This is a genomic window from Leeuwenhoekiella marinoflava DSM 3653 (assembly GCF_900129005.1).
Taxonomy (GTDB): domain Bacteria; phylum Bacteroidota; class Bacteroidia; order Flavobacteriales; family Flavobacteriaceae; genus Leeuwenhoekiella; species Leeuwenhoekiella marinoflava.
The window spans coordinates 13,282-28,539 of record NZ_FQUN01000026.1 but is presented as its reverse complement, the minus strand read 5'-3'; the positions used below and the strand labels follow the sequence as shown (position 1 = coordinate 28,539).

Here is a 15,258-nt window from a genome sequence, read left to right as displayed (position 1 = left end):
AAATCTCACTTTGGTGAGCAAAAGAAATTGATACACATGATTACAGGAAAGAATTACATAGGAAGCGAACTTTCTTCTAAAGGGAAAGTGACTTACAAAACCATTAACCCTAAACTCAATACTGAGAATGATTGGCAATTTACAGAAGCGACTGAAGCTGAAATAGATGCTGCTGCGCAAAAAGCGACTGAAGCTTTTGCTGTATACAAGCAAAAATCAGATAAAGAGCGTGCTGCTTTTTTAAGAGCAATAGGTAAGGAGATTGAAGCTTTAGGTCAGCCTCTAATTGATGCTTATACTTCAGAATCAGGTCTGCCGGAAGGTAGAGCAATGGGTGAGCGTGGTAGAACTATCGGTCAGTTAAATGCTTTTGCTTCTTTACTAGAGCAAGGCGATTGGGTAGATGCTACTATAGATAAGGGTAATCCAGAGCGTACGCCGGCACCTAAGCCAGACTTGCGTAAAATGCAAATCGCTACAGGACCGGTTGCGGTTTTTGGAGCAAGTAATTTCCCATTTGCGTTCTCAACAGCAGGAGGAGATACCGCGAGTGCATTAGCTGCAGGTTGCCCGGTGATTGTAAAAAGTCATCCTATGCACGCAGCAACTGGTGAGTTGGTTTCTTCCGCAGTTATAAAAGCAGCAGAAAAAACAGGAATGCCAGATGGTGTTTTCTCTAACTTGAACAGTAAGGGTATTTCAGTCGGGGAGCAGTTGGTTAAGCATCCTGCTATTAAAGGAGTTGGTTTTACCGGAAGTATCAAAGCCGGTAAAGCATTGGTTCAGTTGGGAGCAAACCGTGAAGAACCTATCCCGGTTTATGCAGAGATGGGAAGTATTAATCCTGTTGTCATTCTTCCGGAGGCTTTAAAAGCAAATGGAGAATCGTGGGCGCAGAAATATGCAGGAAGCATCAATATGGGAGCTGGGCAATTTTGTACCAATCCCGGATTGATTTTAGGTATTGCAGGTGCTGAATTAGCGCGTTTTGGAAAGCATCTCGCAGCAAGTCTGGGAGAGCAGCCTGCGAACTGTATGTTACATCCTAATATCCATTCGGCATACGAGAGCGGAAAACAGCAAATGCTAGATGCTGAAGGAACCGAAGTTCTTGCAGTAGCTTTAGAAGCAGAAGGAGCAAATGATGGGAAACCGGCACTTGTAAAAGTTACAGGAGATGATTTCTTAGCGAATGGAAACTTACATTCAGAGGTTTTTGGTCCATTTTCTATGTTGGTAGCATGTGCTTCTAAAGCGCAATTGCTTGAAGTTTTAAATGAATTAGAAGGGCAATTAACCGGTTCTTTAATCGCAGAAACTACAGAAGTTGCTGCTTATGAAGATGTGATTGATGCCTTGCGTTCTCGAGTGGGAAGAATCTTATTTAATGGTGTGCCAACAGGTGTTGAGGTTTGTCCTGCAATGCATCACGGTGGACCATTCCCATCAACTTCTGATGCTAAATTTACATCAGTTGGTAACGATGCGATTTACCGCTGGGTACGCCCGGTTTCGTATCAAGACTGGCCTCAGGAATTGCTTCCAGATGCGTTGAAAGATGGTAATCCATTAGGGATTCTTCGTAAAGTAGACGGAGCATATATCAAAGCTTAGGCTTGATGAAAAAGTCCATCTCTCAAAATTTTGAGAGGTGGATGTATTCTTGATATTCGGTTATAATAATTAAACAATTTCAGCTTATGAAAAACTGTACAGTATTTCTATTAGTCTTTTTTAGTATTGCAACTGCAAAGGCTCAACAAACAGTTTCTTTAGACAGTATAATTAGCGAATATCAACAGCATCGGGATTATGATTGGCAAGACTACCCTTTAGGTAGATACGACGAAGACTTACCTAAAGAGCGTGCTCAATTTGCTAAAAGCCTTTTAAATCAGTTGAAAGCAATTGATTTGAAGGAATTGAACAAAAGTGAGACGATTTCTTATAAATTACTAAGCTTCATTTTACAGGATAAGATAGATGAATATACCTATAAAATGGACCTCAATCCCATTCAGGCAGATCAAGGATTTCACCTCAATCTGAATTATCAGGTACGACCCATACACAGTTATAATCAGGCTTTGGGCTACCTAAAAAGACTTAAGGCAATACCTTATTTTACGCAAAGTCACTTTGAGTTGATGCGTAAAGGTTTTGAAGAAGGCATTGTTCAGCCTCGAATTATTTTTAAGGGGTATGAGTCGACTTACGAGACGCATATCGTAGATAATCCTACTGACAGTTATTTTTATTCTCCATTTTTAGATTTACCGGAAACGATTCCGCAAGAGCGAAAAGATTCCTTATTAAAAGCAGCAAAGCAAGTAGTTGCAGACAGTGTGATTCCTAGCTTTAAAAAGATTAAAGCATTTTTTGAAACGGAATATATGACCAATAGCCGGGATGCGATTGGCGTTTCTGCACAGCCGGGAGGAGCAGAATTCTATCAAAATCGAATTAATTTTTATACTACATCAAAAGAATATACAGCAAAAAGCATTCACGAATTAGGACTAAGCGAAGTCGCTCGTATCAAATCTCAAATGCAAGGCATTATTGAAGAAGTAGGTTTTGAAGGAAGCTTTTCAGATTTCCTGAAGTTTTTACGTACAGATGATCAGTTTTATGTAAAAACTGGTGATGCGCTTTTGATGCACGCCAGAGATATTGCAAAACGAATAGATAATGAGTTGCCTGCTTTTTTCTCCAGATTACCCAGACAGCCCTACGGTGTGATAAAAGTGCCTGATGCGATTGCACCCAAATATACCGGTGGTCGCTATTCAGGGAGTAGTATTAACGGTACTCAGGCAGGGCATTATTTGGTTAACACGTATCAGCTTGAGAGCAGACCTCTTTATACCTTACCTTCTCTTACAGCTCATGAAGCAGTACCGGGACATCACTTACAGGGTGCTTTAAATCAGGAAATCAGTGATGATATTCCACAGTTTAGAAAAGACTTATACCTGTCTGCTTATGGTGAAGGTTGGGGGTTATACTCAGAATACCTGGCTGACGAGATGGGTATTTACAGAACGCCTTATGAAAAGTTTGGTCAGTTGACTTATGAAATGTGGCGCGCGTGCCGCCTGGTGGTTGATACCGGGATTCATGCAATGGGTTGGACAAGACAAGAAGTTGTAGACTATATGTCTGAAAATACAGCTCTTTCTATACACGAAGTGAACACCGAAACAGACCGCTATATCGCTTGGCCGGGACAAGCATTGAGCTATAAAATAGGCGAACTCAAAATACGCGAACTGCGAGAGCGTGCTAAAAAAACATTAGGTGAAGATTTTGATATTCGTGCATTTCACAATGTGATTTTAGAAGAAGGAACGGTAACCCTTCCTATTCTTGAAGAGCGTGTAGATGCTTATATCACTAAGGCTATAGCCGAAACAAAAAAATAAAAACAAATCATAATACGTGAATTAAAAAATGGCTGTACACACTTTTGAATGTATAGATGCGCACACCTGTGGAAACCCTGTGCGTGTGGTAAAAGCCGGAGGTCCTGCTTTAGAAGGTAAAACCATGAGTGAGAAACGGCAACACTTTTTAAAAGAGTATGACTGGATTCGCACAGGTTTAATGTTTGAACCTCGGGGACACGATATGATGAGTGGGAGTATTTTATTTCCGCCGCACGACCCCGCAAATGATTTTGCAATATTATTTATAGAAACCAGCGGTTGCCTGCCCATGTGCGGCCACGGAACTATCGGAACAATTACCATTGCCATCGAAGAAGGCCTTATCATCCCTAAAATCCCCGGTAGAATCAGAATGGAAGCACCGGCAGGACTCGTTGAAATTGAATATCAGCAAACCGGTAAAAAAGTAGATTGGGTAAAACTGACCAATGTGAAAAGTTATCTCGCAGCACGCGATTTAACGATTGACTGTGATGAATTGGGCGAACTCCAATTTGATGTTTCTTATGGAGGAAACTACTATGCCATCGTAGATCCCCAGCAAAATTTTAGTGGTGTACACGATTTTAATGCTTCAAAAATTGTTAGTCTGAGTAAAATTCTCAGAGAAAAGATCAACAAGAAATACAAAGATTGTTTTGTGCATCCTGAGAATGATACCATTCGAGATGTAAGTCATATGTTGTGGACGGGTAATCCGCTTGATCCTTCTTCTTCCGGGCGTAATGCGGTGTTTTATGGTGACAAGGCTATAGATCGTTCTCCTTGTGGTACCGGTACTTCAGCGCGTATTGCACAATTGCATGCTAAAGGAATCATTCAACCACACACTGATTTTATTCACGAAAGTTTTATAGGTTCTAAGTTTACGGGGCGTGTAGAAGAAGTAACAAGAATAGGTGATTTTGAAGCTGTAGTTCCCAGTATTAAAGGTTGGGCGCGTATATACGGCTATAATACGATGACCATAGATACTGACGATCCTTATGCATTTGGGTTTCAGGTTTTATAATAAAAAAAATAGCGTATGATGGTTTTAAATACTAGAGCAGTTTTCTTTCTGGCAAGTTTATGTTGCAGTTTAGTGGTTTTTGCTCAGGAGCAAATGACTATGGCAGAGTATCAAGTAGCCATTGATTATACCTACGGAAACCTGATGAACAAAAAGGTATTCAACTTAAGTACTGCGGTTCATGAGTTTGAAGATCATTCAGGGATTTGGTTTGTGGATTACTCCAAAAAGGGAAAAGTTTATAAAACAGTTTCGTTTAAAAACGGAACGGTGAAGCCTCTTTTTGATCAGGAAAAACTTGCAGCAGCTTTGTCTGAAAAGTTAGAAAAGCACGTGGAGGCTAATGAATTTTCAATCTCTAAAATAGATAAAATAAAAGACGGATATCGTTTTGATTTTGATGATACAAGCTACACTTGGGATACAAAAACAGGCGTGCTAGACGATGCTGATGAGAAGGAAGAAAGAGAACGCAGATGGGGCAATCAGGAAGAATCAACATCACCTGACGGAAAGTGGGTAGCCTTTGTTAAAGAGCATAACTTATTCATAAAAAATACAGAGACTGATACTGAATTCCCACTAACCACTGACGGGGAAAAAGGCTACGATTACGCGAGTAGTATTGGCTGGTTTGATATCATAGAAGGTGAAGGTACGGAACGTCCTAAGCATTTTAATGTGCAATGGTCACCAGACTCAAAATATTTGGTAACTCAGGTTGTAGATACCCGTAATGCAGAAAAAATGTATCTACTGGATCACAGTATAGACAGTTTGTATAAACCTAAATTATTGAGTTATTACCGCGGTTCTCCGGGAGACGCTACTATGGTAACTTATAAACCGGTATTTTTTGATGTTCCTGCAAAAAAACAATTGAATATTGATTTGCCTACAAAAATTCACGTTAACGGGATTTGGCTAAGATGGCTTGAGCAAGAGCCTCATAAAATGATTACTTCGTATCGCAGCAGAGGTTATAAGGATCAATATATAAAAACTGTTGATTTAGACGCAGAACGTGTTGAAACCTTATATGAAGAGTCTGTAAGTACCAGTATTGATAATTTTGAATATCGTGAAGTCGAAGGTTGGAAAGATCTGGTAATGCTTTCTGAACGTAGCGGTTGGAAACAACTGTATTTGCTGAATAAAGAAAGCGGAGCTGTAAAGCCATTGACTGATGGAGAATTTGTAGTGAATGACATCGTTTATATTGACGAAAAGAAAAAAGAGATTTACTACAATGCTTCGGGGGTAGAAGCTGATGCAAACCCGTATCATCAAAAACTGTATCGTATTTCTTTAAATGGAAAGACAACTGTTTTAACGCCTGAGAACGCTAATCACGACATTCAGTTTTTAGAAAACTCAGATTATTTTGTCGATGTTATTTCCGCAGTAGATCAACCTTCAAAAACCGTTTTAAGAAGCAAAAAGAACGGAAAAATTGCAGCCCAGCTTACCGAAGCTGATTTTACAGCAGTAGCAGCAGATGGCTGGGAAGCTCCAGAGGTTTTTAGCCTAACCGGTAAAGATGGCAAAACCCCAATCTACGGCGCATTCTGGAAACCCATAAATTTTGATTCCTCTAAAAGTTACCCCGTTATTGATGCCACATATACAGGGCCGCATACCCAGCGTTTTCCGCGCTCTTTTAGTCAGGCGTTTAGCAATCAGGCAATGGCAAATTTAGGTTTTATTGTTGTTGCGATAGATGGCTTGGGGACGGCAGGTCGCTCTAAAGCCTTTAGAGATGTGTCTTATATGAATATGGGCGATAACTTGAGAGATCACGTGAATGCGATTGAATTTTTAGGTGAAAAATACGATTGGGTAGATGCAGAGCGTGTTGGGATTTTTGGGCATTCAGCAGGTGGTTTTGATGCCGGTCATGCGGTATTGGCATTTCCTGATTTTTACAAAGTGGCTGTCGCCAGTAGTGGTGATCACGATTTTAGAATGGAAAAAGCCTGGTGGCCCGAGATGTATATGGGGTATCCGGTAGATGACCGTTATGAAGAAGTCTCTAATATCACAATGGCTCCTCATCTAAAAGGGAAATTATTATTGGTTCATGGTGGGATTGATGACAATGTGAATCCATCAGCAACTTTTAAGTTTGCTGAAGCATTGATCAAAGCAGATAAGGAGTTTGATATGCTCATTATACCGAGTCAACGTCACGGATATACCGGAAAGCATAATGCCTATTTTCAGAAAAAGCGCTGGAATTATTTCATAAAAAATCTATTGAATAAAGAAACCCTTTGGGATTATAATATCGACTAGTATGGTAAAGAATTGTGTAATTATTGGCGGTGGAATCATAGGTTTATCCAGCGCCTATTATCTGCAAAAAGCAGGTCATCAAGTAACCGTGATTGATCAGGGAAGTATGGATAGCGGCGCTTCCTACGTAAATGCCGGTTATCTAACCCCAAGCCATATTATTCCGCTTGCGGCACCCGGAGTGATGAAGCAAGGCATCAAGTGGATGTTCAGCAGTAAGAGTCCGTTGTACATCAAACCGCGCATAAATGCCGATTTTCTAAAATGGACGATGGCGTTTAACAGCTCCTGTTCTGAGAAGAATGTGGCTAAAGCTATTCCGGCAATTCGCGATATCAATTTGCTTTCCCGCGATTTATACTCTGATATCAAAGACACTGAAAATTTCAGTTTTCAACTCGAAAAGAAAGGTTTGTTGATGCTGTGTCAAAGTGAGCATATGCTTGAAGAAGAAGGGCATGTTTTGGCTTTGGCGACTAAAGAAGGTTTGCCAGCACGTATGCTTTCCGCAGCAGAAGTACAGCAAAAAATGCCCAATGCTAAACTAAATATCAAAGGTGCAGCTTTTTACGAGTGTGATCAGCATACCACGCCGGGAGAATTTATGGAAGAGCTCAAAACGCTTTTAGTACAAAAAGGTGCGACCTTCCTAAAACAGGAGCAAGTAGTTGATTTTGATTTCAACGGAAAAAAGATAAGTGCTGTGAAAACCGCTTATGGAACAACCCTAGAAGCAGATGAAGTTGTTTTAGCAACCGGAGCTTGGGCAGGTTCTTTAAACAAAAAACTCAACCTGAATATTTTAATGCAAGCCGGAAAAGGGTATCGCATCAATTCTGAAACTGAAACCGGAATCACATTGCCTTCTATTTTATGCGAAGCGAAAGTCGCTGTAACACCTATGAATGGCTTTACACGATATGCCGGTACTATGGAAATCGCCGGAATCAACCACACTATCAATAAAGCCAGAGTTGAAGCTATTGCTGAAGCGGTGCCGAAGTATTTTGAAAATGTAGCCATCACCGAACAAGAAAAAGCAGAGGCACAATGTGGTTTAAGACCGGTAACTCCTGATGGTTTGCCCTACATTGGTAAAACTTCAAAATGGGAAAATCTAACGCTTGCAGCCGGTCATGCGATGATGGGCTGGAGTTTAGGTCCCGGAACCGGATTGCTGGTTTCTGAAATCATTGATGGTAAAAAACCGTCATTAGATCTAGGCGTTTACAACCCTGACCGTAAATTCTAGGGCTTGCAGCTTAAGCAAATTTTTGTTCATTCTTAAGTTTTCAAGACTTCGAAAACTTAAGAATGAATTTAAAAAAGCTTACAACAATTTACTCTGCCGCTTGTAAAAGGCGTCTTGCTGTTTTTGCATCAGTTCGCGGGCCATCTTCTTTTTGTAATTGTAGAGATCGTCTTCCTCTGTTAAATCCCCATAAACCTTATCGTTAATGATGTTATCAGCATCAATCAAGTTTTTACGCTGATTTGCTTTTTGAGTCGCCCATGATTTAAGTTCGCCTTCAGCATCTGCCAATTTCAGATCGTATTCCCCTTTAGGCGAAATAAGCTTCGCAAAGATGGGCGTAGTTTCAATAGCGAGAAACAGGAGAAAGATAAAGAACGAAGGCAGCCAAGGCAAGGTCTCTAACGCATCAATACGCGCCATTAAACCATCAAAATTATCAATGATGGGCTGGGTCTCTGCCACGCGCGTTTTATAGTCGGTGGCGAGTTTTTCTTTTTGAAGTTGCAGCACGGCTATTTTTTCAGTATTAGTAGTTTTCAGCTGGGTTAATTCGGCTAAAGCGGCATCGTGCTTTTCGCGTTTTTCGGCATAAACCGGACCTTTACCCAGTTTGCCGGTGCCCGAAGTACCTTCGGCTTCGGTGATGTAGGTGTTATAGAGCGCATTTACTTCGGTTTCCTGTGTGGTGATTTCGTTTTTAAGACCCTCAATTTCAGTATCAAGGGCAGCTTCAGCCGGAGTAAACTGATCTGCAATCTGATTCTGATTGGCGAGTGTCAGATCGTTTTTTTGCTCAAGTAGTACCCGATCAATTTCCTTTTCAAAGATTTTAAGTTCCAATGGTTTTGAAATCACCACAGCGATAATCAGGGCAAGGATAAGTCTGGGCACCGCCTGCAGCACTTCGTCTAAAAAGTTATCGCGTTTTTTAATGGTGGAAACGATAAAGCGATCCAGATTAAAAATGAGCAAACCCCAAATAAGCCCAAAACCAACAGCCATTGGGATGGAATCAAAAACGGTATACAGCGCATAACCCGAAGCGATAAACGCCATTAAAGCGGTAAAAAAAACAGTAGCGCCAATACCGGCATATTTGTTTTGCTCACCTGGCGAACAGGTGTCTAAAAGGGCGTGGTCTGCACCCGAACAAAGGATAAAGAATTTTTTTAACATGATTGTAATGATTGATGATGAATTTTTATAAGGCGACAGGCACCGTAAACCGTGCAAATCTAAAGAATTATAACGCTGGTTTATAGTAAAGTATTGTAAACGAAAAAAACTTATCAGAAAGGCTGATAAGTTTTTAATAGTTGTAAGCTGCCGCCTGATTTAGCAAGCGCGCAGTATATTATTTGTCTTTGATGATCAGCACGTATTTGCCGTTACTGCTGTTTAGCAAAATATCATACTTATCTTTTTGCTTCATCAATGACTTAGCTTTAGCTTCAGAGATTTTTTCGTCATTGAAGTAAATGTTGTCCTTAGCCAGACGTACCATTTCCTCAAGAGCCGGCGGTGGAGGAGGAGGCGGTGGTGTCCCCTGCACCGTTTCTGAAATTGGTACTGGAGCAGGAGGGGGTGGTGGAGGAATTGAACTTGCTTTTGGTGGTGCTGGAGCTGGAGGCGGAGGAGGTGGCATCAAACCTTTAGGGTTGGCTTTATAAAGTGCTGTGGTCTCAAAAGCTTCATTGAGTTTGTCTTGAAATTCTTTAGTGGTGTTTTCTGCAGATACTATAATGTGGCAATTCATCATATCACTTTTGCTCCAGTTTGCAGTAAATTCATTAATAGTTTTAGCAAAGTCTCCTGCAGAAGTTGAATTACCAGACACCCATATAGATTCATCTTCAACTTTTATTATTATCCTTGGATTAGGTTGTTTTAATTTAAAATTAAGTTCGCCGTGAAGATCCTTTTTATAAATGCTGGTCTTTCGAAATTCTTCATTTACCTTGTCTAAGAACTCTTGGTTCCCATAAGGAGCTTCGGTAGGATGCATGGTAATAAACTTATAGCTCATTAGGTTCTTAATATTCCAGTTTGAAGTCAACGAATCAAGGTACGTGACAAAATGTTTAATGGAAACAGATTTTCCATTTACCATAATTATATTAGGCTTATCAAGAAAGTTAGGAACATCAATTTTTAGCTTGAGAGAATCTGTTTTAGTAGAATCCTGACTTCGTATGTTGGCAATTGAATCTGGTTTTATAAGATCTTGTTTCTCAATTGCTATAGGCTTCGCCACAATCTCCTCATTAAAGAAGTAAATGCATAAGGCAAGGACGGGCACCAAGAGTGCGAGACGGGTGGCCAGTTTTTTGACCGAACGGGTTTTTGATAACATCAGAATTCGTTTTTTAGTTAATGAATAATTGATCGGGCTGCTTAGTGCGGTGTGATGAGCACCACCCGAATAGGTGAATAAAAGATTGGTATAATTTGTTATATCGTTTTGATCTGCAAGCGCAGCACGGTCTGCGAGAAACTCGTGATTGAGCGCGATACTTTTCTTGAATAAAATAAACACCGGATTGAACCAAAACACCACGTGTAAAACTTCAATAAACAGAATGTCCCAACTGTGTTTTTGAGTCACGTGTGCCTGTTCATGTGTCAGTATTTCCGGAGCAATCGCATTGTTTTTATAATCGGTTTTGGGCAGAAAAATATAGTTTAAAAAGGAGTGGGGGACTACTTTTTCAGGCAGAAGCACGTTCGTGTGAGATCTGGTTTTTATCTGCTCGTTGTGTTTCACTTTTTCGCGGATGCGGTATAAATTTCGTATAAATCTAAAGCCAAAAAGCAGGATGCCCGCTGCGTAAATCGCACCTATAATAATAGGTGACCAGTTTATAGGCTCTTCAACTGCCTGAACAGGAGTTTCTTTAAAAACAAAATCTTCGGTAGGTTGTGCTGTTACTACCTGCTGTTGTGGATTTGGTTCAACTTCTACCGTATAGCTAAAGGTTAATGCTGGCAATACTAGAGCCAGAATCAAACTTCCCAGTAAATAGAATCGCTTAAACCGGTGGGCAGCAGTTTGCTCTAAGGCGATTTTGTAAAATCCCCAGAGTACCAGTAAACACAAAATGGATTTGATGAGGTAGGCTTCCATTACTTCTGAGATTTTAGACGTTCATCAATCAGTTTTTTAAGATCTTCCAGTTCTTGCGGGGATAAGTCGGTCTCCTTGGTGAAAAAGGAGGCAAATTGTGCCGCGGAGTCGTTAAAGAAATTTTTGATCATTCCGTTCACCTGTTTGGAGAAGTACTCTTTTTTACGCACCAGCGGAAAATATTCTCGAGAGCGACCATATTGTACATAGTCTACAAAATTCTTGTCCTGCATACGCTTCAGCAACGTAGCGATAGTTGTTGTAGCTGGTTTAGGTTCAGGATAGGCCTCAATAAGATTTTTCATAAAGGCTTTTTCCTGCTTCCACAGGATTTGCATCAATTGTTCTTCCGCATTAGAAAGGCTCATTATTCTGTGTTTTTAGAATGTGTTCTACAAATGTAGAAATAAATTTTAATTCTACAAGTGTAGAGTGTTATATTTTGTTGATTATGAAGGTGTTTGTCTCTTAGCTTTCTAAAGCGGCCGATAAATACCGGTCCTGCCTGCCGGCAAAGGCAGGCTTTCCGCTACAAGTCTTAATGCAAGCTGTCTTTACTTAAACGTATTCGAAAGGAACATTCAATTGTTTTAAAAACCTAAAAAACTGTTAATAAAACTATCTTTGCGCATTAAACAAATAGCCATGAGCCTAGAACAAGACTTAAGAGATCGTAGTGGAAATGTATGCGAATTATGCAATAGCACGACCGACTTAGATCTATATGCAGTGCCCGATTCTCCAGAAAGCACAACAGCAGACACCTCTATTTTTGCTTGCGGAACTTGCCGTACGCAGTTGCAAGATCCCGAGCAGGTTGCTGCCAATCACTGGCGTTGCCTTAATGACAGTATGTGGAGTACGGTACCGGCGGTACAGGTCGTGGCCTACCGTATGCTACACCAATTGAAAGCAGAAGGTTGGCCGCAAGACCTGCTTGATATGATGTATATGGAAGAGGACGTACGCGAGTGGGCAAAAGCCGGTATCGCAGAAGATACCTCTAGCAAGGGGCTGGTTCATCGCGATAGCAATGGGGTGATTTTAGAAGCAGGAGATTCGGTAGTGTTGCTTAAAGACCTTAAAGTAAAGGGTAGTAGTATGGTTGCGAAACAGGGGACTGCGGTACGCCGCATTTCACTGGATCATGAGAACGAGAAGTATATAGAAGGTAAAGTAGACGGGCAACAGATTGTGCTGGTTACCGATTATGTGAAGAAGCTCTGACAGGTCTTACTCGTTTTAGCGATTTATTAGGTTTATTCTAACATCAGTTTGGGAAGTTGCAACGGCGGCATCAGCTATCTTATGCATACTAACTATCTGAAACGTATGATCACTAATAAAAAAGAAAAACTGGCCCGCGCGGGGATGGTTGCCAAAGGGGTGGTTTATGCCATTATAGGTACCTTAACAGCTATGGCTGCATTTAATTTAGGCGGTTCTAAGAGTGGAAGTGATTCTGTTTTAGAATTTTTAGCACAGCAAGCTTTTGGTAACTTCCTTTTAGGAATATTGGCGTTAGGTCTATTCAGTTATACTTTTTACAGAATTTACGAAGCACTTTTTGGATCTGGAGATTCGTGGAGCGAAACTAAAGGTTTTGTGAAGCGAGCGGGATACCTGGTAAGTGGTGTATTCTACGGAGTATTAGGTTTTACTGCCGCAAAAATGGTTGTAGGTAGTGGTTCCGGTTCTGGTGGTAATTCGATGATTTCAACAGTACTATCTAAGCCTTATGGTCCTTATTTAGTAGTTTTTGTGGCTTTATGTCTAGCGGGTAAAGCGGTCTTTCAGGTTTATAAGGCTTATTCCGGGAAATTTAGAGAAGACGTGAAAGAAAGTAATCTGGGACAAAAGGAGCGCAAAGCTTTAATCCGTGCCGGAAAAATTGGTTTTACGGCTCGTGGAATTGTCTCTGGGATTGTTGCCTTTTTATTCTTTAAGGTTGCATTAGGGACGGGAGGAGAAGCCGGAGGAAAGGCAGCTGCTTTTGATTTTCTACAAGATACTTTTGGAGCTAGTGTAATGGGAATTGTAGCACTTGGTTTAGTAGCCTACGCGGTTTTTATGTTTATTCAGGCGAAATATGCGCAGATCCGGTTGTAGAAAAGAAAGTTTATTAGGTTCTCGACTGCGCTCGAACTGACATTACCATACTAACTGAAAGTCGTTTTCACTTTTTTATAGTTGCTCAATCAAGGCTTTTGTTTACTGAAAACTGCTACTGCCAACTGAGTAGTGCACCCTCGTGAGGGATTGCAGCGGCATCCTTTTTTTTGAGGTTTTTTAAGCCGAAAAAAAGATACAGCGTAAAGCCTGCCTGCCTTTGCCGGGCAGACCCGACCCCGCCTTTAGCGGGGTCACGCCCAACTCTTTAAAATTAATCTTTTGCTGTTTTTAGTTTTGTAAACTCATGGTAAAAATGCGGAATGGTCTCAATCCCTTTTAGGAAATTCCAAATGCCAAAATGCTCGTTAGGCGAGTGAATGGCATCACTGTCGAGCCCAAATCCCATCAATATGGTTTTGCTCTTTAATTCACGCTCAAAAAGAGAAACGATAGGAATACTGCCGCCGCTGCGCTGTGGAATCGGTGTTTTACCAAAGGTTTTTTCATAGGCTTGTTCAGCAGCTTTGTACCCCATACTATCTATGGGCGTCACATAAGCCTGACCGCCGTGATGCGGAGTGACTTTGACTTTAACGCCTTTTGGGGCGATGTTTTCAAAATGCGTTTTGAACAGCTCTGTAATCTCTTTCCAATCCTGATCGGGTACCAGTCTCATGCTTATTTTTGCATAGGCTTTACTGGCAATTACGGTCTTTGCACCTTCGCCAATGTAACCTCCCCAAATCCCGTTTACATCAAGAGTCGGTCTGATGCTGTTGCGCTCATTTGTAGCATAACCATTCTCTCCATACACCGAATCGATGTCTAAAGCTTTTTGGTAGTTTTCTAATGAAAACGGCGCCTCGGCCATTTTTGCACGTTCTTCGGTGCTCAATTCTTCGACCTTATCGTAAAAACCGGGAATGGTGATGTGGTTGTTTTCGTCGTGTAACGAAGCAATCATTTTGGTCAGTACATTGATAGGATTAGCCACCGCACCGCCGTAAAGTCCGCTGTGTAAATCCCGGTTGGGTCCGGTAACTTCAACCTCTACGTAGCTGAGTCCGCGCAGACCGGTAGTAATGCTGGGTACCTCTTTTGCGATCATCCCGGTGTCTGAAATCAGGATCACATCGTTAGCCAGTTTTTCCTGATTGCGGGAGATAAACCAGCCCAGGTTTTCACTACCTACTTCTTCTTCACCTTCAATCATAAACTTCACATTGCACGGCAGATCCTCATTTTGAGTCATATACTCCAGCGCTTTGACGTGCATATACATCTGACCTTTATCATCACAAGCACCTCGGGCAAAAATGGCACCTTCGGGATGCAGCTCTGTCTTTTTGATTACCGGATTGAAGGGTTCACTATCCCATAGGTCCAAAGGATCTGGGGGTTGCACATCATAATGTCCGTAGATCAAAATGGTGGGCAGGTTTTTATCTTTTACCAGTTCGCCATACACAATAGGATAACCCGGAGTTTCACAGGTTTCAACTTTTGCACAACCGGCTTCTTTAAGGCGTTCTGCTACAGCATCTGCTGTAGCGAATACTTCTTTTTTATAAGCTTTATCTGCACTTATAGATGGAATTTTTAATAATTCCAGGAGCTCGTCGAGAAAGCGTTTTTGGTGGGTGTCTATGTATTTTTTAATGTCTTTCATAAGTAAAACTTGAGTTTGGGTAAAAATACGGATTGCCTTTTAGATTTGTACTTTTAAGAGGATGGAATGGCTGAAATTGAGGCTGAAAATCGGGTTAAGATTAGAATAGTAGTTGAGATTCTAATCCTGTCCTAAATAAAAATTTCATACTCTGATGAATACATTTCTGTTTCAAAGTATTGTTTTTATCGGACTTGGTAATTTTAACCGACTGGTATGGATTAGCACTGTCTAAACAAACCTTTTTTGGAATAGGATAAGTATAGATTCTCTAGAAGAGTTCTTACTTTTCTTTAGCTCGCTGTTGCTTATTGGTTTTTGGATCTCGTGGATCTCCTAACG

At 41.0% G+C, this 15,258-nt stretch carries 11 protein-coding genes; 7 read left to right on the top strand and 4 right to left on the bottom strand.

Features of this window, described 5'->3' with window-relative positions:
- Positions 1-36 precede the first annotated feature (36 nt).
- From BUB91_RS19030 to BUB91_RS19010, 5 genes are all read left to right on the top strand, one after another.
- Positions 37-1,614, top strand: coding sequence for an aldehyde dehydrogenase (NADP(+)) (locus tag BUB91_RS19030; RefSeq protein ID WP_073100771.1), 1,578 nt, complete (start codon positions 37-39; stop codon positions 1,612-1,614).
- A gap of 86 nt (positions 1,615-1,700) precedes the next feature.
- Positions 1,701-3,425 (top strand): DUF885 domain-containing protein, encoded by a 1,725-nt coding sequence (locus tag BUB91_RS19025; RefSeq protein ID WP_073100770.1) that lies wholly within the window; start codon positions 1,701-1,703, stop codon positions 3,423-3,425.
- 28 nt (positions 3,426-3,453) lie between these two features.
- Positions 3,454-4,461, top strand: coding sequence for a 4-hydroxyproline epimerase (locus tag BUB91_RS19020; protein ID WP_073100769.1), 1,008 nt, complete (start codon positions 3,454-3,456; stop codon positions 4,459-4,461).
- Between the two features lie 15 nt (positions 4,462-4,476).
- Entirely contained in the window at positions 4,477-6,756 is a 2,280-nt protein-coding gene (locus tag BUB91_RS19015; protein ID WP_206635285.1) for a S9 family peptidase, read from the top strand.
- A 1-nt stretch (position 6,757) separates the two neighbouring features.
- Positions 6,758-8,008 carry an NAD(P)/FAD-dependent oxidoreductase gene (locus BUB91_RS19010; protein ID WP_073100768.1) on the top strand — a complete coding sequence of 417 codons (1,251 nt, stop codon included), beginning with the start codon at positions 6,758-6,760 and terminating at the stop codon, positions 8,006-8,008.
- A gap of 78 nt (positions 8,009-8,086) precedes the next feature.
- On the opposite strand, the gene BUB91_RS19005 is transcribed toward BUB91_RS19010, so the two are convergent.
- From BUB91_RS19005 to BUB91_RS18995, 3 genes are all read right to left on the bottom strand, one after another.
- Positions 8,087-9,187: a DUF4407 domain-containing protein gene (locus tag BUB91_RS19005; protein ID WP_073100767.1), complete on the bottom strand. Its 1,101-nt coding sequence runs from the start codon at positions 9,185-9,187 to the stop codon at positions 8,087-8,089.
- A gap of 178 nt (positions 9,188-9,365) precedes the next feature.
- Positions 9,366-11,135 carry a M56 family metallopeptidase gene (locus BUB91_RS19000; protein ID WP_073100766.1) on the bottom strand — a complete coding sequence of 590 codons (1,770 nt, stop codon included), beginning with the start codon at positions 11,133-11,135 and terminating at the stop codon, positions 9,366-9,368.
- Positions 11,135-11,503, bottom strand: a complete 369-nt coding sequence (locus BUB91_RS18995; protein ID WP_073100765.1) for a BlaI/MecI/CopY family transcriptional regulator — start codon at positions 11,501-11,503, stop codon at positions 11,135-11,137. The genes BUB91_RS19000 and BUB91_RS18995 overlap by 1 nt, the downstream gene beginning before the upstream one ends.
- Before the next feature lie 277 nt (positions 11,504-11,780).
- On the opposite strand from BUB91_RS18995, the gene BUB91_RS18990 reads away from it, so the two are divergent.
- On the top strand, positions 11,781-12,362 hold the full coding sequence (locus tag BUB91_RS18990; protein WP_073100764.1) for a PhnA domain-containing protein: 582 nt from the start codon (positions 11,781-11,783) through the stop codon (positions 12,360-12,362).
- A 105-nt stretch (positions 12,363-12,467) separates the two neighbouring features.
- Positions 12,468-13,244, top strand: coding sequence for a DUF1206 domain-containing protein (locus tag BUB91_RS18985; RefSeq protein ID WP_241652683.1), 777 nt, complete (start codon positions 12,468-12,470; stop codon positions 13,242-13,244).
- A 274-nt stretch (positions 13,245-13,518) separates the two neighbouring features.
- Here BUB91_RS18985 and BUB91_RS18980 read toward each other — a convergent pair whose 3' ends face one another.
- A complete protein-coding gene (locus tag BUB91_RS18980; protein WP_073100763.1) occupies positions 13,519-14,916 on the bottom strand; it encodes a dipeptidase in 1,398 nt (465 codons plus the stop codon).
- Positions 14,917-15,258: the final 342 nt, after the last annotated feature.

Excerpts from the sequence above, each read along its gene's own strand:
- BUB91_RS19030 (WP_073100771.1), top strand. The coding sequence starts at position 37 with ATGATTACAGGAAAGAATTACATAGGAAGCGAACTTTCTTCTAAAGGG.
- BUB91_RS19025 (WP_073100770.1), top strand. The coding sequence starts at position 1,701 with ATGAAAAACTGTACAGTATTTCTATTAGTCTTTTTTAGTATTGCAACT.
- BUB91_RS19020 (WP_073100769.1), top strand. The coding sequence starts at position 3,454 with ATGGCTGTACACACTTTTGAATGTATAGATGCGCACACCTGTGGAAAC.
- BUB91_RS19015 (WP_206635285.1), top strand. The coding sequence starts at position 4,477 with ATGATGGTTTTAAATACTAGAGCAGTTTTCTTTCTGGCAAGTTTATGT.
- BUB91_RS19010 (WP_073100768.1), top strand. The coding sequence starts at position 6,758 with ATGGTAAAGAATTGTGTAATTATTGGCGGTGGAATCATAGGTTTATCC.
- BUB91_RS19005 (WP_073100767.1), bottom strand. The coding sequence starts at position 9,187 with ATGTTAAAAAAATTCTTTATCCTTTGTTCGGGTGCAGACCACGCCCTT.
- BUB91_RS19000 (WP_073100766.1), bottom strand. The coding sequence starts at position 11,135 with ATGGAAGCCTACCTCATCAAATCCATTTTGTGTTTACTGGTACTCTGG.
- BUB91_RS18995 (WP_073100765.1), bottom strand. The coding sequence starts at position 11,503 with ATGAGCCTTTCTAATGCGGAAGAACAATTGATGCAAATCCTGTGGAAG.
- BUB91_RS18990 (WP_073100764.1), top strand. The coding sequence starts at position 11,781 with ATGAGCCTAGAACAAGACTTAAGAGATCGTAGTGGAAATGTATGCGAA.
- BUB91_RS18985 (WP_241652683.1), top strand. The coding sequence starts at position 12,468 with ATGATCACTAATAAAAAAGAAAAACTGGCCCGCGCGGGGATGGTTGCC.
- BUB91_RS18980 (WP_073100763.1), bottom strand. The coding sequence starts at position 14,916 with ATGAAAGACATTAAAAAATACATAGACACCCACCAAAAACGCTTTCTC.